Source organism: Rhodovulum visakhapatnamense, assembly GCF_004365965.1.
Classification (GTDB): Bacteria; Pseudomonadota; Alphaproteobacteria; order Rhodobacterales; family Rhodobacteraceae; genus Rhodovulum; species Rhodovulum visakhapatnamense.
Genome location: NZ_SOEB01000008.1, coordinates 37,643 through 55,119, shown reverse-complemented (window position 1 = coordinate 55,119; position 17,477 = coordinate 37,643). Strand labels below are relative to the sequence as shown.

At 68.0% G+C, this 17,477-nt stretch carries 20 protein-coding genes and 1 pseudogene; 9 read left to right on the top strand and 12 right to left on the bottom strand.

What is annotated here, in order from left to right; genetic code table 11:
* Nucleotides 1–7: 7 nt before the first annotated feature.
* Nucleotides 8–1,237: a tryptophan synthase subunit beta gene (trpB, locus tag EV657_RS09105; RefSeq protein WP_075786773.1), complete on the top strand. Its 1,230-nt coding sequence runs from the start codon at nucleotides 8–10 to the stop codon at nucleotides 1,235–1,237.
* A gap of 63 nt (nucleotides 1,238–1,300) precedes the next feature.
* Here trpB and EV657_RS09100 read toward each other — a convergent pair whose 3' ends face one another.
* The 3 genes from EV657_RS09100 to pth are packed head-to-tail and all read right to left on the bottom strand — an operon-like array spanning nucleotide 1,301 to nucleotide 3,420.
* Nucleotides 1,301–1,681, bottom strand: coding sequence for a DUF2237 family protein (locus EV657_RS09100; protein ID WP_134077702.1), 381 nt, complete (start codon nucleotides 1,679–1,681; stop codon nucleotides 1,301–1,303).
* Nucleotides 1,678–2,733: a DUF2332 domain-containing protein gene (locus EV657_RS09095; RefSeq protein WP_134077701.1), complete on the bottom strand. Its 1,056-nt coding sequence runs from the start codon at nucleotides 2,731–2,733 to the stop codon at nucleotides 1,678–1,680. The genes EV657_RS09100 and EV657_RS09095 overlap by 4 nt, the downstream gene beginning before the upstream one ends.
* Entirely contained in the window at nucleotides 2,734–3,420 is a 687-nt protein-coding gene (pth, locus tag EV657_RS09090; protein ID WP_134077700.1) for an aminoacyl-tRNA hydrolase, read from the bottom strand.
* A gap of 93 nt (nucleotides 3,421–3,513) precedes the next feature.
* On the opposite strand from pth, the gene hmuQ reads away from it, so the two are divergent.
* Nucleotides 3,514–3,825, top strand: coding sequence for a heme-degrading protein HmuQ (gene hmuQ / locus EV657_RS09085; protein WP_134077699.1), 312 nt, complete (start codon nucleotides 3,514–3,516; stop codon nucleotides 3,823–3,825).
* Between the two features lie 220 nt (nucleotides 3,826–4,045).
* Entirely contained in the window at nucleotides 4,046–4,579 is a 534-nt protein-coding gene (locus EV657_RS09080) for a hypothetical protein (RefSeq protein WP_133260476.1), read from the top strand.
* Nucleotides 4,580–4,651: 72 nt separating this feature from the next.
* Here the strand turns inward: EV657_RS09080 and EV657_RS09075 are convergent, their stop codons facing one another.
* From EV657_RS09075 to EV657_RS09060, 4 genes are all read right to left on the bottom strand, one after another.
* Complete coding sequence (locus EV657_RS09075) at nucleotides 4,652–5,266, bottom strand: 50S ribosomal protein L25/general stress protein Ctc (RefSeq protein ID WP_113670755.1); 615 nt, start codon at nucleotides 5,264–5,266, stop codon at nucleotides 4,652–4,654.
* Nucleotides 5,267–5,393: 127 nt separating this feature from the next.
* Nucleotides 5,394–6,557 carry an alpha-hydroxy acid oxidase gene (locus EV657_RS09070; protein WP_134077698.1) on the bottom strand — a complete coding sequence of 388 codons (1,164 nt, stop codon included), beginning with the start codon at nucleotides 6,555–6,557 and terminating at the stop codon, nucleotides 5,394–5,396.
* A gap of 70 nt (nucleotides 6,558–6,627) precedes the next feature.
* Nucleotides 6,628–7,332: an EI24 domain-containing protein gene (locus tag EV657_RS09065; protein ID WP_113670753.1), complete on the bottom strand. Its 705-nt coding sequence runs from the start codon at nucleotides 7,330–7,332 to the stop codon at nucleotides 6,628–6,630.
* Nucleotides 7,329–7,907 carry a nitroreductase family protein gene (locus tag EV657_RS09060; RefSeq protein WP_113670752.1) on the bottom strand — a complete coding sequence of 193 codons (579 nt, stop codon included), beginning with the start codon at nucleotides 7,905–7,907 and terminating at the stop codon, nucleotides 7,329–7,331. The genes EV657_RS09065 and EV657_RS09060 overlap by 4 nt, the downstream gene beginning before the upstream one ends.
* A 139-nt stretch (nucleotides 7,908–8,046) precedes the next feature.
* Here EV657_RS09060 and EV657_RS09055 point away from each other — a divergent pair, with 139 nt between their 5' ends.
* On the top strand, nucleotides 8,047–8,295 hold the full coding sequence (locus EV657_RS09055) for a DUF167 domain-containing protein (protein ID WP_075786763.1): 249 nt from the start codon (nucleotides 8,047–8,049) through the stop codon (nucleotides 8,293–8,295).
* A 270-nt stretch (nucleotides 8,296–8,565) separates the two neighbouring features.
* Here EV657_RS09055 and EV657_RS09050 read toward each other — a convergent pair whose 3' ends face one another.
* On the bottom strand, nucleotides 8,566–9,924 hold the full coding sequence (locus EV657_RS09050; RefSeq protein ID WP_134077697.1) for a methyl-accepting chemotaxis protein: 1,359 nt from the start codon (nucleotides 9,922–9,924) through the stop codon (nucleotides 8,566–8,568).
* A 235-nt stretch (nucleotides 9,925–10,159) separates the two neighbouring features.
* Nucleotides 10,160–10,732 carry a hypothetical protein gene (locus tag EV657_RS09045; protein WP_134077696.1) on the bottom strand — a complete coding sequence of 191 codons (573 nt, stop codon included), beginning with the start codon at nucleotides 10,730–10,732 and terminating at the stop codon, nucleotides 10,160–10,162.
* A 378-nt stretch (nucleotides 10,733–11,110) separates the two neighbouring features.
* On the opposite strand from EV657_RS09045, the gene EV657_RS09040 reads away from it, so the two are divergent.
* Both EV657_RS09040 and EV657_RS09035 read left to right on the top strand, forming a co-directional pair.
* The gene (locus tag EV657_RS09040; protein WP_166673680.1) at nucleotides 11,111–12,433 is read left to right on the top strand and encodes a putative bifunctional lysylphosphatidylglycerol flippase/synthetase; all 1,323 of its coding nucleotides are present in this window, start codon (nucleotides 11,111–11,113) and stop codon (nucleotides 12,431–12,433) included.
* Nucleotides 12,434–12,653: 220 nt separating this feature from the next.
* Nucleotides 12,654–13,256: a nitroreductase family protein gene (locus EV657_RS09035; protein ID WP_134077694.1), complete on the top strand. Its 603-nt coding sequence runs from the start codon at nucleotides 12,654–12,656 to the stop codon at nucleotides 13,254–13,256.
* 81 nt (nucleotides 13,257–13,337) lie between these two features.
* Here EV657_RS09035 and EV657_RS09030 read toward each other — a convergent pair whose 3' ends face one another.
* Complete coding sequence (locus EV657_RS09030; protein ID WP_134077693.1) at nucleotides 13,338–13,913, bottom strand: helix-turn-helix domain-containing protein; 576 nt, start codon at nucleotides 13,911–13,913, stop codon at nucleotides 13,338–13,340.
* Nucleotides 13,914–14,020: 107 nt separating this feature from the next.
* Here EV657_RS09030 and EV657_RS09025 point away from each other — a divergent pair, with 107 nt between their 5' ends.
* Nucleotides 14,021–15,214 (top strand): benzoate/H(+) symporter BenE family transporter, encoded by a 1,194-nt coding sequence (locus EV657_RS09025; protein WP_134077692.1) that lies wholly within the window; start codon nucleotides 14,021–14,023, stop codon nucleotides 15,212–15,214.
* An 8-nt stretch (nucleotides 15,215–15,222) separates the two neighbouring features.
* On the opposite strand, the gene EV657_RS09020 is transcribed toward EV657_RS09025, so the two are convergent.
* Entirely contained in the window at nucleotides 15,223–16,188 is a 966-nt protein-coding gene (locus tag EV657_RS09020) for a pirin family protein (RefSeq protein ID WP_134077691.1), read from the bottom strand.
* 211 nt (nucleotides 16,189–16,399) lie between these two features.
* On the opposite strand from EV657_RS09020, the gene EV657_RS09015 reads away from it, so the two are divergent.
* Nucleotides 16,400–16,594: a heavy-metal-associated domain-containing protein gene (locus EV657_RS09015; RefSeq protein WP_075786755.1), complete on the top strand. Its 195-nt coding sequence runs from the start codon at nucleotides 16,400–16,402 to the stop codon at nucleotides 16,592–16,594.
* Nucleotides 16,595–16,800: 206 nt separating this feature from the next.
* Nucleotides 16,801–16,926, top strand: a complete 126-nt coding sequence (locus EV657_RS22515; RefSeq protein WP_256359800.1) for a hypothetical protein — start codon at nucleotides 16,801–16,803, stop codon at nucleotides 16,924–16,926.
* Between the two features lie 357 nt (nucleotides 16,927–17,283).
* On the opposite strand, the pseudogene EV657_RS22700 reads toward EV657_RS22515, so the two are convergent.
* Nucleotides 17,284–17,451, bottom strand: a pseudogene (locus EV657_RS22700) (DUF6538 domain-containing protein); the annotation flags it as partial.
* Nucleotides 17,452–17,477 lie beyond the last annotated feature (26 nt).

The following is a 17,477-nucleotide window of genomic DNA, read 5'->3' as shown; positions in this document are numbered from 1 at the left end:
GGCTCCCATGCCCGATGACATCCTGAATTCCTACAAGACCGGCCCCGACGAGAACGGCCGGTTCGGCATCTTCGGCGGCCGCTTCGTCTCCGAGACGCTGATGCCGCTGATCCTGGAGCTCGAGGCGCAATACGAGCACGCCAAGACCGATGACAGCTTCTGGGCCGAGATGGACTTTCTCTGGAAGCACTATGTCGGCCGCCCCTCGCCCCTGTATTTCGCTGAGAGGCTGACCGAGCGGCTGGGCGGGGCCAAGGTCTATTTCAAGCGCGACGAGCTGAACCATACCGGCGCGCACAAGATCAACAACGTGCTGGGCCAGATCATCCTCGCCCGCCGCATGGGCAAGACCCGGATCATCGCCGAGACGGGCGCCGGGCAGCACGGCGTCGCGACCGCGACGGTCTGCGCCAAGTTCGGTCTGAAATGCGTAGTCTACATGGGCGCGACCGATGTCGAACGGCAAAAGCCGAACGTCTTCCGCATGCGCCTCTTGGGCGCCGAGGTGGTGCCGGTCACCTCGGGCCGCGGCACACTGAAGGACGCGATGAACGACGCGCTCCGGGACTGGGTGACCAATGTCCGCGACACGTTCTATTGCATCGGCACGGTGGCGGGGCCGCATCCCTATCCGGCCATGGTGCGCGACTTCCAGTCGATCATCGGCACCGAGGCCAAGGCGCAGATGCTGGAGGCCGAGGGCCGTCTGCCCGACACCATCATCGCGGCCATCGGCGGCGGGTCGAATGCCATGGGACTGTTCTATCCCTTCCTCGACGATGCCTCGGTCCGGATCATCGGGGTCGAGGCCGGGGGCCATGGTGTCGACGAGAAGATGGAACATTGCGCCTCGCTGACTGGCGGGCGTCCGGGCGTTCTGCATGGCAACCGGACCTATCTGTTGCAGGACGAGGACGGGCAGATCCTCGAAGGCCATTCGATCTCGGCCGGGCTCGACTATCCGGGCATCGGGCCGGAACATGCCTGGCTGCACGATATCGGGCGGGCCGAATATGTGTCTGTCACCGACCGCGAGGCGCTGGCCGCGTTCCAGCTGTCCTGCGAGACCGAGGGCATCATTCCCGCGCTGGAGCCCAGCCACGCGCTGGCCCATGTGATGAAGATCGCGCCCGGGCTGCCAGCCGATCACCTGATCTGCATGAACATGTGCGGAAGGGGCGACAAGGACATCTTTGCCGTGGCGCGCCATCTGGGCTTCGGCATGGACGAGGCCTGACAAGAGGCGCTGGTCGCGCCCCGCACGGACCGTTTCGGCGCCGTGTCGTTCGGGACCCGAATGTCAGCCTTCGTCGGCGTGCAGCGTCAGCACCTCGAGCGGCACCACCTCCAACGCGGCGCGATGGGTGGCGGTCAGCTTGACCCGCGGCGCGCAGCCCTCGTCATGGGCCTGCAGGAAGCGCGCGGCGCACAGGCACCAGCAGTCGCCCGGGGTCAGGCCCGGAAAGCCGAATTCCGGGCGCGGCGTGGTCAGGTCGTTGCCGACATATTTCGAATAGGCGAGGAATTCGGCGGTCATCACCGCGCAGGCCGTATGGCTGCCGGTATCCTCGGGGCCGGTGTCGCAACAGCCGTTGCGATAGAACCCGGTCAGCGGCACGGCCGAACAGGGGTCGAGCCGACCGCCCAGGACGTTCAGCGAGGGAGCCTTGCGGTCTGTCATATCCGTCCTTCCCTGTCGTCGGGTGTCTCTGCCGCGGTCCAGCGGACCCAGCGGCCGTGGAAATCGGCGCGGCCGACGGCGCGCGGGGGGCCGCCGGGCCAGAGCGTGATCCGAAGCGCCGCGCCGTCGCCGCCATCGGCCTCCATCTCGACCCGGGCCAGCGGCGCGGTCTCGGTGGCCCGGGCGCCGGCTTCGGCGATCAGCCGGTCGCCCTCGGCGTGCGCCTCTTCGGGCAGGTACTGCCAGGCCACGGTGTGAAAGATCATGTGCAGCGCGCCGGGGGACGGGTCAGCCAGCCGCCGGGCCAGCCAGGGCAGGGCATCCTCGCGGTCGACCGGGGCAGGGGGCTCGGCCAGGGCCGCATCGGTCAGGCGCCGCCGGTCGGGCTGGTCGGGCCAGAGATAGGCCCGGAGCCGCAGCGCGCCCTCGGGCGTGCTGCCCTCGATCGGGTTCAGATCGACGCCGCGCCGGTCGATCACCCGGGGCGTGGCCTGCGGAGGGACGGGGCCCTGCCAGTCAGGGGCAAGGCGCAGCCGGGCATCGGCCGGTCCATAGGACCCCTCGGGCAGATCCAGCGCGTAGCGGTCCCAGTTCAGGTTCAGCCCGGCGCTGGCGCCGATCTCGGACAGCACCAGCGGCAACCCCGTCGCCGCCGTCAGCCAGTGCCCCGCCGCGATCAGCACCGCCGAGCGGCGCACCTCGTTGGTCTGGGGCGGGCTGTCGAGCCAGCGCATCAGTTGGGCCTCATGGGTCGTGAAGGCGGCCTCGATCTCTGCCCAGAGGCCGTCCGGGTCGGGATCTTCGGGCGGGTAAAGCGCCGCCAGACCGGACGCCGCGCCCGACAGCACCAGCCCGTGCAGCGCACCCGCGAGCCTTAGCGGCACCGACTGTCCGCCCGCGCCAAGCGCGCCCTTCCAGCCCAGCAGCCGGTCCGCGACAGCGCCGCCGGGCCGCAACCGCTCGGCCGCAAGCCGCAGAAGCCCGGCGGTGAAGGGCGATCCCAGCCGCGCGCAGGCCGCGGCCTGATCGGTGCAGGCGGCCCGCAGGTCCATCTAGCGGAACCGGTCGGCGAGTTTTTGCAGCGCCGAGCGCGGGTCCTCTGCCGGCTCGGGCGGCGGGGCGGCGGATTTCGGCGCCGGTGCGGGGGCTTCGGCCGGGGGGCCGTTCCGCGCGGGCGCAACCCGCAGCGCCACTGCGTTGAGAAATTTCGCGCCCTCGCCCCGCGCCAGATCGGCGGCACCGTCCGAGAGGCCGCGCAGCAGATCGTCCAGCCAGTCGCGGTCGGCCTTGGCGAAATCGGACAGCACATAGCCCGAAACCCGGTCCTTGTGCCCCGGATGGCCGATGCCCAGCCGCACGCGCTGGTAATCCGGCCCCAGATGCTGGTGGATCGAGCGCAGCCCGTTATGGCCCGCATGCCCGCCGCCCGACTTCAACCGGCATTTGCCCGGGGCGAGGTCCAGCTCGTCATGAAACACGGTCACATCGGCGGGGGTAAGCTTGTAGAACTGCACCGCCGCCTGCACCGCGTCGCCCGACAGGTTCATGTAGGTTTCGGGCTTGAGCAGGATCACCTTCTCGGGGCCCAGCCGCCCCTCGGCGGTCTGGCCCTTGAACTTGGCCCGCCAGGGCGAGAAGTGATGGTCGCCGGCGATCCGGTCGACCGCCATGAAGCCGATATTGTGCCGGTTGCCCGCATATTGCGCGCCCGGATTCCCGAGGCCCACGAAGAGACGCATTCGTGATCTCCTGCCGCTTGCTCTTTTGTCCTTGATGCCCTGAACTGCGGCAAAAGGCCAGAACCGGCCGGATCGGGAACGAGGAGGCGACCCATGTATCTGACGATGAACCGTTTCAAGGTAAAGCCGGGCTGTGAAGAGGCGTTCGAGGAGGTCTGGAAGACCCGCGACAGCCATCTGAAGACGGTGCCGGGGTTCGTCGGGTTTCACCTGCTGAAGGGTCCCGACAAGGAGACCTACCGGCTTTACGCCTCGCATACCTTCTGGGAGAGCGAGGCCGCCTTTGCGGCCTGGATGAAATCCGAGGCCTTCCGCGCGGCGCATAAGGGCGCCAAGGGGCCGTCCGACATGTATCTGGAGCCGCCCGAACTGGAGATCTTCGAATCGGTCCAGGCCCTGAGCTAGACCGGCCCCACCGGGGGGCCCCGCAGTGCTGCGGGGGCCACCGATCTTCTCGAATAGTCTTCGGACTCAGGCTTGTAGAGGGGGCGCGGGCATCGCGGGCGCGCCCCGTACCGCGCGCGTTGCTCCGGGGCCGGGGGGGAAACCCTTTGGCAACGCCCCCGTGCCTACCCTGTCTGTCAAGCCCCATGGCTGGGGTCGATCCAGACGGCGAGGCATTCCCATGCGTGACCCGGTCCGAGTTCTCTTCCTGTGGTTTCCCCTGCACAGCCTGATCGTACTGATGACGGTCCTTGGCGGGGTCGGCGATGCGCGGGCCGTGCCGCTTGCGATGGACCCGCAGTTCGAGGCTGCCGTGACGGGTGACTGGGGCGCCGATCCTGCCACGCTGACGGACGGGGTGGCGACGGCGCGGCTGCAGGCGGGCATCCTTTGTGCGGCCTGGGCGCGCGACATGATCGGCCAGCACTGGCGCCGCCTCGATCATGAGGATGGCCCCGGCACCTGGTCGGCGGATCGCCAGACGCTGTGGTTTCAGCTGGGCTGGATCGACGAATTCGAGCGGCGCTATCTTCGCCCCCGGATCGATGCCGAAAGCCAGCAGGCCCTGCAGGCCGCCTGGTGGCCCGGGGGCGTCTCGACCCCTGCAGGCAGTTCCGAGGCGGGGCAGATTCACCGGCTTTGCCTGCGCCTGCCGGGGCTGTTCGGGTCGATCGACCCCGATGCCCCGCCGGGCGACCCTGCGATGCTGCGCTAGCCGCCAAAGGAAAACGGGGCCCAGCGGGCCCCGTTCGTCGAAAGCTTGCGGCGATCCGCCAGCGGCAGCCGATTATTCCTCGACCGCCTCTTCCTCGTTATCCGCCGAGCGCAGGCCCGACGGGGCCGAGATGTTGGCGATCACGAAGTCGCGGCCGGTGATGGTCGGCGTGGTGCCTTCGGGCAGCGCAATGTCCGAGATGTGGACAATGTCCCCGATGTTCAGCGCCGAGACGTCGACCGTCAGTTTCTCCGGGATGTCGCCGGCGGTGACCACCAGTTCGACCTCGGGACGGACCACGGTCAGAACACCGCCGCGCTTGAGGCCCGGGGATTTCTCTTCTCCCACGAACTCGACCGGGATGAAGAGGTTGATCCGCGAGGTGCGGCGCAGCCGCATCAGGTCCACATGGGTCGGCAGGTCCTTGACCACGTCGCGCTGAACGCCGCGGCAGATCACCCGCACGTCTTCCTGACCGTCGACCTTCAGGTTGAACAGCGTCGAGAGGAAGCGGCCCGCCTTCAGGCGCTTCAGCAGCTCGTTGTACTTGAGGTTGATCGGAAGCGGCTCGGCGCCGCCGCCATAGACGATACCGGGGACGAGGTTCTCACGGCGTGCTTGACGAGCGGCCCCCTTGCCTGTCCCCGTCCGTACCGTGGCGTTAAGATCAGGGATCTCACCAGCCATTGGTCTATTCTCCTAAGGTTGTGGGCATCCTCCAAGGGTGTATGCCCGATGAAGCCGTGCCCATAGCCGAGCCGGGGCCGGATTGAAAGGGGGAAAATGGGCCGCTCAGGCCCAAGTCAGGCCTCGTTCAGACCCAGTCGCCCTCGAAATCCCTCGGCACCAGCAGGATGTCGCGGTCGAGCCCGGCGATGGTCTTGCGACCGCACAGCGCCATGGTGGTGTCGAGCTCCTTGTGGATCACCTCCAGCGCCCGGGTCACGCCCGCCTCGCCCATCGCGCCCAGCCCGTAGATGAAAGCGCGGCCGATATAGGTGCCCTTGGCCCCCAGCGCGACCGCCTTCAGCACGTCCTGCCCGGACCGGATGCCGCCATCGACATGCACCTCGATCTGGTCGCCCACGGCCCGCAGGATCGAGGGCAGCGCGCGGATCGAGCTGAGTGCGCCGTCGAGCTGCCGCCCGCCATGGTTCGACACGACGATGGCATCGGCCCCGACATCGAGCGCGCGGCGTGCGTCCTCGGCATCGAGAATGCCCTTGAGGATCAGCTTGCCGCCCCAGTCGTCTTTCAGCTTCTTCACCTGCGACCAGTCGAGCCGCGGGTCGAAATTGCCGGCCGTCCAGTCGACCAGCGACGAGGCGTCGGTGACGCCCTTGGCGTGCCCGATGATGTTGCCGAAGAAGCGGCGTTTCGTTTGCAGCATCTCAAGCCCCCAGCCCCATTTGGTGGCCAGGTTCGCCATGGTCGGGAGGGTCATCTTGGGCGGGGCCGACAGGCCGTTCTTAAGATCCTTGTGGCGCTGGCCGAGGATCTGCAGATCGAGCGTCAACACCAGCGCCGAGCAGTTCGCGGCCCTGGCCCGCTCGATCAGGTTGGCGAGGTAGTCCTGGTCGCGCATCACGTAAAGCTGGAACCAGAACGGCTTTTTGGTATGGGCCGCGACGTCCTCGATGGAACAGATCGACATGGTCGACAGGGTAAAAGGCACGCCGAATTTTTCGGCGGCGCGGGCGGCCTTGATCTCGCCATCGGCGGCCTGCATGCCGGTCAGCCCGACCGGCGCCAGGGCCACCGGCATCGCCACATCCTGCCCGATCATCCGCGTGGCGGTCGAGCGGCCCTCCATGTCGACCGCGACCCGCTGGCGCAGCCGGATCTTCGCGAAATCCGAACTGTTGTCGCGGAAGGTCTGTTCGGTCCAGCTGCCCGTCTCGCAGTAGTCGTAGAACATCTTGGGCACGCGGCGTCTGTAAATCCGGTGCAGGTCTTCGATCGTGGTGATGACGGGCATTGCCTTCCCTCGCTTTGGTAAGCTGCCATTACCAATCGCCGGGGGGCGCCGCAACGGCGAAGGGCGGTTTTCAGGCCGCTGCCGGGCGGGCGGCGATCAGGCGGTTGACCAGATGGGTGAAGACCGCCGCGCCGAGGATCGGGATGACGAGGTTCACCAAGGGCAGGCTCAGCGGCACCGCCATCAGCAGCCCGGCCAGGAAGATCGTCGCGCCATGGCGGCTGCGCAGCTCGCGCGCGCCCTGACGGCCGAGCCGCCGCATCGCCGCCATCTGGAAATATTCTCGCCCCAGAAGGAACCCGTTCACCGCCCAGAAAAGGAACGGCGCGAACGGTCCGACGAAGAAGTAAAGCACCAGCGCCACGAGGTTGACCGCCAGCACGACGCCAAGAAAGCCAAGACTGTCGCGGATCTGGTCGAAGACCGGGATCGGGGCGACCGGCGGCAGGGTCGGATAGTGCCGCGCCTCGACCGCCTCGGCCACGTCGTCAAGGAAGATGCCCGTGAAGGCCGAGGCCACCGGCACCATCAGAAACACCGACATCACGATCATCAGCAGGAACGAGGCGCCCGACAGGATCTCGTCGACCCAATTGACCTCGCCGATCCAGGGCAGTGTAAAGCTGTCGGGGACGAGCCAGCCGATAAGGAAGAAGATCGCGGCATAGATCGCGGCCAGCAGCAGCACCGACAGGCCGACGCCCAGAAACAGCACCCGGCGGAACGCCCGGTCGCCGATCTGGCCCAGCGTCTTGAGAAAGGCGGTCAGGATCATTCGGATACCCATTCGGTGATTGCGGTGATGTCGGGGCGCGGCCGGTCGGGCGGTGCCGCCGTTTCGGTGCCGATATGGACGATCCCCGCGACGGTTTCGGTCTCGGCCAGCCCCAGACCCTCGGCCAGGAAGCCGCGGTCATGGGCGGGCCAGCCGGTCAGCCAGTTGGCGCCCCAGCCCGAGGCAAGCGCGGCATTCAGCAGCGCCAGGCACACGGCGCCGGCGGAATGGATCTGCTCGATCTCGGGCACCTTGGACGAGGGTTTCGGCGCCGAGACGACGACCACGGCCAGCGGGCTTTGCGCATAGGCCGAGGCGGCCTTGGCGATGGCCTCCTCGGGCTGGCCAAGGGCGGCTCCCCGCGTCCGGACCAGCGCTTCGAGCCGGGTCAGCGCGGGCTTTTCCAGCACGATGAAGCGCCAGGGTTCAAGCTTGCCGTGATCGGGGCTGCGGGCGGCGGCGGTCAGGATCGGGATCAGCGCGTCGCGGGTCGGGCCGGGTTCGGCCAGGGTCTTGGCGGGGCGCGACCGGCGGGTCAGCAGGAAGTCGAGCACCTCGGGGCGCGGGTCGGGCATGGGCCACCTCCTCTTTACGCCTATATGGCGGCGGTCGGGGGCGGGGTTCAAGCCCGGCTTGACGCCTATATGGCGGCGGTCGGGGGCGGGGTTCAAGCCCGGCTTGACGCGCCGCCGTGGCCGGGGCAGCAAGGCGGGCATGACCGATCTGACCCATCTGGCGGTGCCCGGCACCGAAATCGCGGTGCGGGTGACGCCCCGGGCCTCGCGCGACCGGATTCTGGCCGAGGAGGGGCAGATCAGGGTCTACGTCACCGTGGTTCCCGAGGACGGCAAGGCCAATGCCGCGGTGACGAAGCTTCTGGCCAAGGCGCTGGGCGTTCCGAAATCCCGGCTGGACCTGGTGCGCGGCCAGACCGCCCGCGACAAGCTTTTCCGGGTTCTTTAGCAGAGGGCGCCGCGCCCGATCCTGCCGGGGCTGCCCTGACCGGGATTGCGCGCTCCGGCCGACAGGACAGACCTCCTGGCGCCGTCGGGGGCCGGTATCCTGGGCTCAGGCGCCTGAGGGGTCGCCATCCCGGTGATGACCGGGATCGTGCATAGGGGAAGCGACAATGCCCGGGCCGCCGAAGCGCGGCACATCAGGCGGGCAGGGCCTCCCCTCTGCCCCGACGCGATCCCGGCAGGCACGCCGCCGGAATCATTCACTTTTCCGATCCTAGGCGGCGTTCGACGAGCGGAACGGCACGACCGAGCCGGCCGCCGGATATCCGTCATTGGCGGTGCGGAAAATCGACACCTGCGCCGCAAGCTCGCGCGCCTCCGATGCCAGACCCTGGCTGGCCGCGGTCGCCTGTTCGACCATCGCCGCGTTTTGCTGGGTCACGGTGTCGAGTTGACCGACTCCGGTGTTGATCTCGTTCAGCGTGATCGCCTGTTCCGAGGCGCCTGTTGCGATTTGCGAGATATGTTCGCGCATGCCGGACATGGCGTCGATGATCCGGGTCAGTTCGCTGCCGGCATTGTTCACCAGGCCGACCCCGAGCTTGACGTTTTCGGTGCTTTCCCGAACCAGCACGCTGATTTCCCCCGAGGCCTCGCCCGAGCGCTGGGCCAGGGCCCGCACCTCGGAGGCGACCACGGCAAAGCCGCGCCCGGCTTCGCCCGCGCGGGCGGCCTCGACCCCGGCATTCAGCGCCAGAAGATTGGTCTGGAAGGCGATATCCTTCATCACCGTGAGGATCTGCGAGATCTTCTTGGACGAGCCGTCGATCCGGGCCATCGCCTCGACCGCGTCGCTGACGACCCGCCCGCCGCTTTCGGCCGTGGCCATGGCGCGGTCGGCCGACTGTTCGACATCCTTGATGGCGCTGGCCGCGCTCCGGACCGTTGCCGTCAGTTCGTCGATGGCGGCGGCGGTTTCTTCCAGCGTGGCGGCCTGTGTTTCGGTCCGCCGCGACAGGTCGGACGAGGCCTGGCCGACTTCCTGAGCGGTCCGTTCGACGATGCTGGAGACGTTCTTGACGGTGGCGATGGTGGTGGAAAGCTGACCGACGGCGCTGTTATAGGCATCGGCCAGCGCGGCGATGTCCGGCAGGCTCGATCCCGGCACGCGGTGCGAAAGATCGCCCGACTGAAGCCGTTCCAGCCCCTTGGCGATTTCGTCGATGCCATCATGGCGCTCGGTGATGTCGGTCGCGATCTTGATCACCCGGGTGGTGTGGCCGTTCTCGTCGAGGCAGGGGGCATAGGTCGCCTGGATCCAGATGATCGAACCGTTCTTCCGGACCCGCGGGAACTGGTCGGTGAAGGATTGACCGTTGCCCAGCCCGTCCCAGAAGGCCTTGTAGGCCGGTGTCTTGACATGGTCGGGGTCCACGAACATCGAATGGTGCCGCCCGGCGATCTCGGCCTCGGTATAGCCGAGCGCGTTGAGAAAGTTCGCATTGGCGGTGATGATCGTGCCGTCCGGCCTGAACTGGATCGTCGCCTGCGTGCGGTCGATCACCGCGAAGAATGCCTTCGCCAGATCGGCTTCATCCTTCGCCGCGCTGTTTCGCTTTGACCGGCCGAACATCGTGAACCTCCTCCAAACGCATAGGTTGACAGAGGGCTTAAGCCGGAAGCGTTTCTTTTTCTATAATGATTATAGTTTGTAGTTAAATGGTATATAGAAACTCCCTTTGAATTCAGTGGCATGTCCTGGGGTAAAGGCGTCATTATGGCTAACGCACACCGCACCGGCGCGCAACCTGACCACGTGGTCCGCGGCCCTTGGGCCGCGCGCTGTGGGTGTGAGGCAGGCCGACGGTCTAGCCGCGGCCGCGCCAGAACAGTTCGCGCCCGAAGGAATAGAGCACGCCCGAGCTGAACAGCACCAGCAGCACGCCCACCACCTTCAGCAACCCGGCGATCCAGGACAGGACCGGCCAGGCCGGCAGGGTGTAGCCCACGATCGCCAGCCCGAGGCCCGCTAGGCCGAGCACGGCGAAGTCCCGCGCCATCGCGGCGGGGGTTTCCCAGCCCAGCGTATCGAGCATGGTCAGTCGCGGGGGCCGCTCGTCCTCGCGGTCGAGCGCGGGGTCGCGGAGCGCGGGCAGCTGGACCGGCCGGTCCTGCAGGTCGGTCGCGGATGCAGGCACGACCGGGGTGGCGGCGGGCGCGGTCTCGCGGCGGGTGCGTCGCGGCAGGGCGCTCTTCCAGTGATCCGCGCGGTCCGGGTTGCGCAGGTACAGCACACAGCCCCCGACCACGGCCAGCACCACAAGACAGACCGCCGTGAAGGTCGGACCGATCAGCAGTCCGCACAGCACGACAAGATAGAGCGCCAGCAAAAAGAGCGCGATCCGGCCTCCCTGGCCGATGAGCTTCCGTAGGGACGGCATGTTGCACCTCTCTGACTGATAGCTAGCTGGGGTTTCGGACTGGATATGGGGCGATGCAAGCGGAAATGTCAGTGGCGGTTTGCCGCGTGCAGGTCCAGCCCGAAAATTCACGGGGACAAAGTCGCCCGCCGGGGCGGGGGGGCGGGGACGGGGCCATGCCCGGCCGGAGGGGGTGTTTTTCCTTTCGCCATCACCCGGGAATGACGCAACAGGGGTTGAGACGCCCCGAAAGCGGTGCATGTCATAGCGCGCCGCAGACAGCCTTGCCGCGACCGATCCGGTCTTCGGTCCGGTCTTCGATCCGGGGGCGAAAAGGGACGAGCCCGGCCGTTCTGAGGCCAGTGAGACGAGAACGAGGGAGCGCGGGTGACAGAGCGCATGACAAGCCGGCCCGATCCGGCCCCGCGCAGGAAACTGGCGCGCTCGGGCCGCCTGTTGCTGACCGCGGCCTTCATCGGTATCGCGGTCTGGCTGCTGCGCGAAGCCACGCGCCAGATCGAGTTCTCCGAGATCACCGATGGCTTGCAGGCCGTGACGCGGCCGCAGATCGCGCTTGCGGTGCTGGGAACGCTCGTCAGTTTCGTCTTTATCGGGGCGCTCGATCTGCTGTGCCTTAAAGAGATCGCTCCGGGTCGGGTGCCGGGGCGGGTGTCGGTGGCCACCGGGGCGGCGGCGACGGCGGTCTCGAACCTGCTGGGCGCCGCCTATGTGACCGGCGTCGGGGTGCGCTACCGGGTCTATTCTGTCTTCGGTCTGGGCGCCTCGCAGGTGGCGGTGCTGTTTGCCCATAACAGTCTCGCCTATTCGCTTGGGGCGCTGGTGCTTTATGGCGCGGTCCTTGCCGTGCATCCGGCCAGTATCGAGGGCGTTCTGCCGCTTTCGCCGCTGCTGCAGACGGTGATCGGTCTGTCGCTGCTGGCGCTGACGGCGCTGATCTGGGGGGCGATCCGCCTCCGCGCGGGCCGGCCGGTCCGGGTTTTCGGGCGGCGCATTCCGATGCCCGGCTTCGGCACGGCGGTGGCGCTGACCGGCGCGGTGGTGTTCGATCTGGTCGCGTCGGGGCTGGTGCTGCACGTGCTTTACCCGCCCGACCTGTCCATCGGCTTTCTCGAATTCCTGGCGGTTTTCGGCATCGCCATCAGTCTGGGGATTCTCAGCCATTCGCCGGGCGGCCTTGGTGTTTTCGAGGCCACGATCCTGACCGCGACCGGGGCGCATGGCCGGGCCGATGCGCTGGCCGCGCTGATCCTTTATCGCGCGGTCTATACGCTTTTGCCGTTCCTGGCGGCCCTTGTCGCGGCCGGGGTGTTCGAGCTGCGCACCAACCGCGCCGCGCTGGCCCGGACCGCGCAGCGGGTCGGCGCGCGCCTCCGGCCCGCGGTCCCCGCCATCGCGGCGGGTCTTGCCTTCGCGGCTGGCGGCGGTCTGCTGCTGTCGGGCCTGCTGGGACCCCTCGGACCCGAGATCGCCGTGTCGCCGGAACTGAGGGCGCTGGCGCAGCTGCTGGCCATGGGCCTCGGTCTGGTGTTGCTGGCGCTGGCCGGGGCGCTGGCGTTGCGGCTCCGAAGGGCACCGGCGCTGACCCTGGCGGCACTGGCCGCAGGCAGCATGGCGGTTCTGGCCGAGGGGCGTCCGGTCGAGGCGGCGCTGCTGCTTGGCCTCGTCGCCGGGCCGTTCTGGCTGCTGCGCCGGCTGCTTTAGGCCGTCGGTCGGGCCGCTTCGGGCAAGCGCGCAACTGGACAGCCAGCGCATAACGGCCCATGGCAGGGACCCGAGATGTCGCCTGTCAAGAGCCGCTGGCCGCTCTTCCGGCCCCCGAAAGCACGTCCGCTGTGCGTAATGGAACAAGAGTTGCCATTGAAGCGGGTTTCGGTTCGCGAAATACAGAGACCCGAAGCCATTCCCCCTCAGGAGCTCCCCCATGTCCAACAAGACGCTCGACCTGCTGTCCAAACGCCGAACGCAATACGCCCTTGGCAAGACCCTTCCGATCCCGGCCGATGCGGTCGAAGAGCTGATCAAGACGGCGATCCGCCACGCGCCCTCCTCGTTCAACTCGCAAAGTTCGCGGGCGGTCATCCTGTTCGGCGCCGAAAGCGAGAAGGCCTGGTCGCTGATCGAGGCCGAGCTGCGCAAGATCGTTCCCGAAGACGCCTTCGCGCCGACCGCCGCCAAGATGGCCGGATTTGCCGCCGGCGCTGGCACGGTGCTGTTCTACGAGGATCAGGATACGATCCGCGGCCTGCAGGAGCAGTTCCCGCTTTATGCCGATGCGTTCCCGGGGTTTGCGAACCATTCCGCCGGGATGGCGCAGCTGGCGGTCTGGACCGCTCTGGCCGAAGAAGGCATCGGCGCGAGCCTTCAGCACTACAATCCGGTGGCCGATGCCGCGCTGGCCGAGGCCTTTGGCGTGCCCTCCAGCTGGAAGCTGATCGCCCAGATGCCCTTCGGGTCCCATGCGGGCGAGATCGGTCCCAAGACCTTCATCGAGGATGACAGCCGCTTCATCACCCTCGGCAAGTAACCCGGCCGGGCGGTCCTGTCCGGCAAGGCGCGGCGGTCCCGACGGGGCCGCCGTTTTGGCGTCAGGCGCCGCGCCGTTCGGTCAGGCGTCTTCGGGCGGTCCGAACAGCGCGGTTCCGGGATAGTGCAGGGTATTGTGGAACAGGGCCGGGCTGTCGGCCCGATTGCGATAGCCATGTGCCCGGTCGGCCGGAAAGCGCAGCCCGTCGCCCGCCTGGCATGTCTTCCAGATGTCGTCCAGCAGCACCTCGACCTGGCCTTCCGTGACGAAGATGTCCTCGACCACGCCGGTATCATGCGCGGCCGACAGGTGGACCTGCCCCGGGTCGAGCGTCACCAGAAAGGTTTCGGACCCGAAGACCGGGTCGAAGGGAAAGATCGTGCGCATGGCGATGCTGCCCTCGAACCGCATGGGCCGCGCGGTGGCGGGCGTGAAGGTGCCCGTGGTCTGCACCAGATCCTCGATCAGCGCCGTCAGGGGCAGCTGGAAGCCGCGCGCCAGCTTCCAGAGCGTGGCGATGGTGGGGCTCGATTCGCCGCGTTCGATCTGGCCCAGCATGGCCTTGCTGACGCCGGTCAGGTCGGCGGCCTGCGCCAGGCTCAGCCCCGCCCGGGCGCGGGCGGCCCTGAGATTGATCCGGATCTTCGTCTCTGTCATCCCTGTCGCGGCTCTTGTGCGCTATAGCGTCCGACCGTTATAACGGCCGAACCCGGGCCTCTTCCGTCACAGTCCTAGCCCCGGGGCACAGGAAAGGCACGAGCGGAATGATTTTCGGGCTGAAAATCTCGCATCTGGTCGCGGGCTTCATTGCGGTCCTGTTGGGCTATACCAGCAGCGTCGCGATCATCTTTCAGGCCATTGACGTGCTGGGGGCCAGCCAGGCCCAGGCCAACAGCTGGATGCTGGCGCTGGGGCTCGGGATGGGGGCCAGCGGCCTGATCCTGTCGCTGCGCTACCGGATGCCGATCCTGACCGCCTGGTCGACGCCGGGGGCCGCCCTTCTGGTGATCAGCCTCGACGGCGTGCCGATGAACGAGGCCATCGGTGCTTTCGTCTTCTGCGGGCTCTTGCTGACGCTGACCGGGCTGACCGGCTGGTTCGAGAAGCTGTCGCATCTGATCCCCGATGGCATCGGCAATGCGATGCTGGCGGGCATCCTCTTCCAGTTCGGGCTGGGCATCTTCGCCTCGACAGAGGACAACCTGCCGCTGGTCGCGGTCATGGGCGCGGTCTATCTGGCCGGGCGGCGCCTTTTCCCGCGCTTTGCGATCCCCGCGGTGCTGCTGGCGGGCTGCCTCTTCTGTGCCGTGACCGGCGCCTTCGACAGCGGCGCGGCGGTCGATCTGTCGCTCGCGCGCCCGGCCTTCGTGATGCCCGCGCTGTCGCTGCCGGTGCTGATCGGGGTCGGGCTGCCGCTTTTCATCGTCACCATGGCCTCGCAGAACACGCCCGGCATCGTGACCCTCAAGGCCGCGGGCTACGCGCCGCCGGTCTCGGCCTGCGTGACGGTGACCGGGCTGACGACGCTGCTGCTGGCGCCCTTCGGGGGCTATGCGTTCAACCTGGCGGCCATCACGGCGGCGATCTGTGCGGGGCCGGAGGCGGACGAAGACCCCGACACCCGTTACCGCGCGGTGGTGGTGGCGGGGCTGCTTTACTGCCTCGTGGGGCTGATGGGGGCGGCGGTGATCAGCCTTTTCCTGATCGCGCCGAAGGCGCTGGTGGTCACCGTGGCCGGGCTTGCGCTTCTGAACACCATCGGCACCAGCCTGCATGCGGCGCTGGCCGCGCCCGAGCGGCGCGAGGCGGCGCTGGTGACCTTCATGACCACTGTGTCGGGGATCGGCTTTCTGGGCATCGGCGCGCCCTTCTGGGCGCTCTTGCTGGGCATCGGCACCGGGGCCGTGCTGGCGCCGCGCCGATCCCGCGCAGCGGCGCCGGACCGGCGCCCGGCCTGAGCGCGCGCTTATTTCCACGCGCGCGGGCGGGTCCGGTCCAGTTCCGGCGGGATCGGGATGAACTCGGCCGCGTCCCCCGGCGGCAGGTGGAACGGGCCATTGGCCCAGTCGGCGGCCTGCCAGTCGGCCCGGGCCTGGGCGATGCGGTCCTTCGAGGACGAGACGAAGTTCCACCAGATATAGCGCGGCCCGTTCAGCGTCGCGCCACCCAGCGCCATCAGCCGGGCGCCCTGCGGTCCGGCCATGACGGAAATCGCATCGCCGGGGCGGAAGATCATCATGCGCCCGGCCTCGAACCGATCGCCCGCCACCTCGATCGAGCCCTCGGCGACATGGATGCCGCGATCTTCGTGATCGTCGGGCAGCGGAAAGCGCGCGCCGGGGGCCAGCACGACATCGAGGTAGAAGGTTTCCGACGGCAGCGTCACCGGGCTTTCGGCGCCATAGGCCCGGCCGAGGATCAGCCGCGCTTCGGCACCGCCCGCCTCGATCACCGGCAGCGCGTCCTTGCCGTGATGTTCGAAAGACGGCGCGGTCTCTTCGCGATCCTCGGGCAGGGCGATCCAGGTCTGGATGCCGAACAGGCTGTGCCGGGTGCCGCGCGTGGCTGCGCTCGTCCGTTCGGAATGGGTCACGCCGCGGCCCGCGACCATCCAGTTCACCTCGCCCGGATAGATCATCTGATGGCTGCCGATGCTGTCGCGATGCTCGAATTCGCCGCGATACAGATAGGTCACGGTCCCAAGCCCGATATGCGGGTGCGGGCGCACGTCGATCCCGCCCGCGGTGAGGAATTCGGCAGGGCCCATCTGGTCGAAGAAGATGAACGGGCCGACCATCTGCCGCTTTGGCGAGGGCAGCGCGCGCCGCACCTCGAAGCCGCCGATGTCGCGGGCGCGCGGAATGATGAGGGTTTCCAGCGCGGCGCAGCCCGCCGCGCCGCTTTCGGGGTCCTGGGTCGGGTTCCAGCTCATGTCGGGTCTCCTGCCGGTCCTGCCCGTGGCGCAAGGCGCCCCGCGGCCGCCAGAGTCAAAATGTGGCCGACCGCCGCGATGTCCAGTCCCGGCGGAGGGTCCTTGTCACCCGGCCGGGCGCGATCCGCGTCAATGTCAATTCGGGGCTTGACCTTCCCGCCGCTGGAAGCTGCATGAAGGGGGAAATTCCGGATCTCAGGAGGATGCCCAGATGAAATTCAGCGTGCCCGACATGACCTGCGGCCATTGCACCGCCGCCATCGAGAAGGCCATTCGCCAGCGCGACCCGTCGGCCGAGATTTCCTGCGACCTGGGAACCCATACGGTCGAGACCAAAACCGCGCTGCCCGAGGCCGAGATCGCGGCCGCGATCGAAGACGCGGGCTATTCGGCCGCCACGGTCTGACCGGCCCTTGACCCGCCCGGACCCGGGCGACGCTGGACGATCAGACTCCGCAACGGGCGGCTTCCGGTCTTGCGCCTGCCTCAGAGCGGTCGCAGGGGATCATGGCACCGGCGCGGTGCAGATCGGCCCGGGTCAGAAGCGGCCGGACCCGTACCGTGCAGGGCGCGACCAGCCCCATTGCCCCGAGCCTACGCGCGAGGCCGGGCATGCTCGACGAAGGCGTTGATATTGGCGGCGTGCTGAAAAACTACGACCGCACGAACTACGAGGTTCAGCGTTCGTATTGTCACCCGGAAATGGTCGCCGAAGCCGAAGCGTCGGTTGTGCAGTAATGGCACAGGCGGCGCAGGATATGGCGGCAATTGCCGCATGGGCCGAAGCGTCCAGCCCGGCGCGTGTCCGGGCACCCATGGGTGGCGACTGGATTTGGCCCGCGCCCTTCGCCGCGCTGTTGCCGGTCGACCCCGAGCGCCCGCAGGGCCGCAGCACGACCTATCCGACCTTGCCGACGGCGGCTTGGTGTTTTTCGTGCAGAAGACGGGCCAGCTTGCCGCCACCTTCGGCGCTGACCGCCTGCCACGGGCCGTAGACGGGCTTCCGTCGCCCGCAGAGCGCGTGGCGCACCTGTTCGGGCACCGGCCAGGGGTAGGGGCCGTCGTATTTCGCGAAGAGCGCGCCTTGATTTCCTCAAGGGTTTCCCTGCGTCGGCTCAGGGCTTCCCCAAGGTCGGAGGAGCCCAGGGATCGGATGATTTCCCGCTTGCCGACCGCCGGTCTCAACTCGACAGGAACGGTGAATCGCAAGGCGTAGACAGCGCCGCGCTTGAAGACGCCCTTGGGCAGAACTGTAAAGGTCACGTCGGTAAATCTCCCGTACACGAGAG

Coding starts and splice junctions, on each gene's coding strand:
- EV657_RS09100 (WP_134077702.1), bottom strand. CDS start 1,681: ATGACAGACCGCAAGGCTCCCTCGCTGAACGTCCTGGGCGGTCGGCTC.
- EV657_RS09025 (WP_134077692.1), top strand. CDS start 14,021: ATGATTTTCGGGCTGAAAATCTCGCATCTGGTCGCGGGCTTCATTGCG.
- pth (WP_134077700.1), bottom strand. CDS start 3,420: ATGCGTCTCTTCGTGGGCCTCGGGAATCCGGGCGCGCAATATGCGGGC.
- EV657_RS09095 (WP_134077701.1), bottom strand. CDS start 2,733: ATGGACCTGCGGGCCGCCTGCACCGATCAGGCCGCGGCCTGCGCGCGG.
- EV657_RS09075 (WP_113670755.1), bottom strand. CDS start 5,266: ATGGCTGGTGAGATCCCTGATCTTAACGCCACGGTACGGACGGGGACA.
- EV657_RS09035 (WP_134077694.1), top strand. CDS start 12,654: ATGTCCAACAAGACGCTCGACCTGCTGTCCAAACGCCGAACGCAATAC.
- EV657_RS09020 (WP_134077691.1), bottom strand. CDS start 16,188: ATGAGCTGGAACCCGACCCAGGACCCCGAAAGCGGCGCGGCGGGCTGC.
- EV657_RS09070 (WP_134077698.1), bottom strand. CDS start 6,557: ATGCCCGTCATCACCACGATCGAAGACCTGCACCGGATTTACAGACGC.
- hmuQ (WP_134077699.1), top strand. CDS start 3,514: ATGTATCTGACGATGAACCGTTTCAAGGTAAAGCCGGGCTGTGAAGAG.
- EV657_RS09055 (WP_075786763.1), top strand. CDS start 8,047: ATGACCGATCTGACCCATCTGGCGGTGCCCGGCACCGAAATCGCGGTG.
- EV657_RS09045 (WP_134077696.1), bottom strand. CDS start 10,732: ATGCCGTCCCTACGGAAGCTCATCGGCCAGGGAGGCCGGATCGCGCTC.
- EV657_RS09080 (WP_133260476.1), top strand. CDS start 4,046: ATGCGTGACCCGGTCCGAGTTCTCTTCCTGTGGTTTCCCCTGCACAGC.
- trpB (WP_075786773.1), top strand. CDS start 8: ATGCCCGATGACATCCTGAATTCCTACAAGACCGGCCCCGACGAGAAC.
- EV657_RS09040 (WP_166673680.1), top strand. CDS start 11,111: ATGACAAGCCGGCCCGATCCGGCCCCGCGCAGGAAACTGGCGCGCTCG.
- EV657_RS09030 (WP_134077693.1), bottom strand. CDS start 13,913: ATGACAGAGACGAAGATCCGGATCAATCTCAGGGCCGCCCGCGCCCGG.
- EV657_RS09065 (WP_113670753.1), bottom strand. CDS start 7,332: ATGATCCTGACCGCCTTTCTCAAGACGCTGGGCCAGATCGGCGACCGG.
- EV657_RS09060 (WP_113670752.1), bottom strand. CDS start 7,907: ATGCCCGACCCGCGCCCCGAGGTGCTCGACTTCCTGCTGACCCGCCGG.
- EV657_RS09015 (WP_075786755.1), top strand. CDS start 16,400: ATGAAATTCAGCGTGCCCGACATGACCTGCGGCCATTGCACCGCCGCC.
- EV657_RS22515 (WP_256359800.1), top strand. CDS start 16,801: ATGCTCGACGAAGGCGTTGATATTGGCGGCGTGCTGAAAAACTACGAC.
- EV657_RS09050 (WP_134077697.1), bottom strand. CDS start 9,924: ATGTTCGGCCGGTCAAAGCGAAACAGCGCGGCGAAGGATGAAGCCGAT.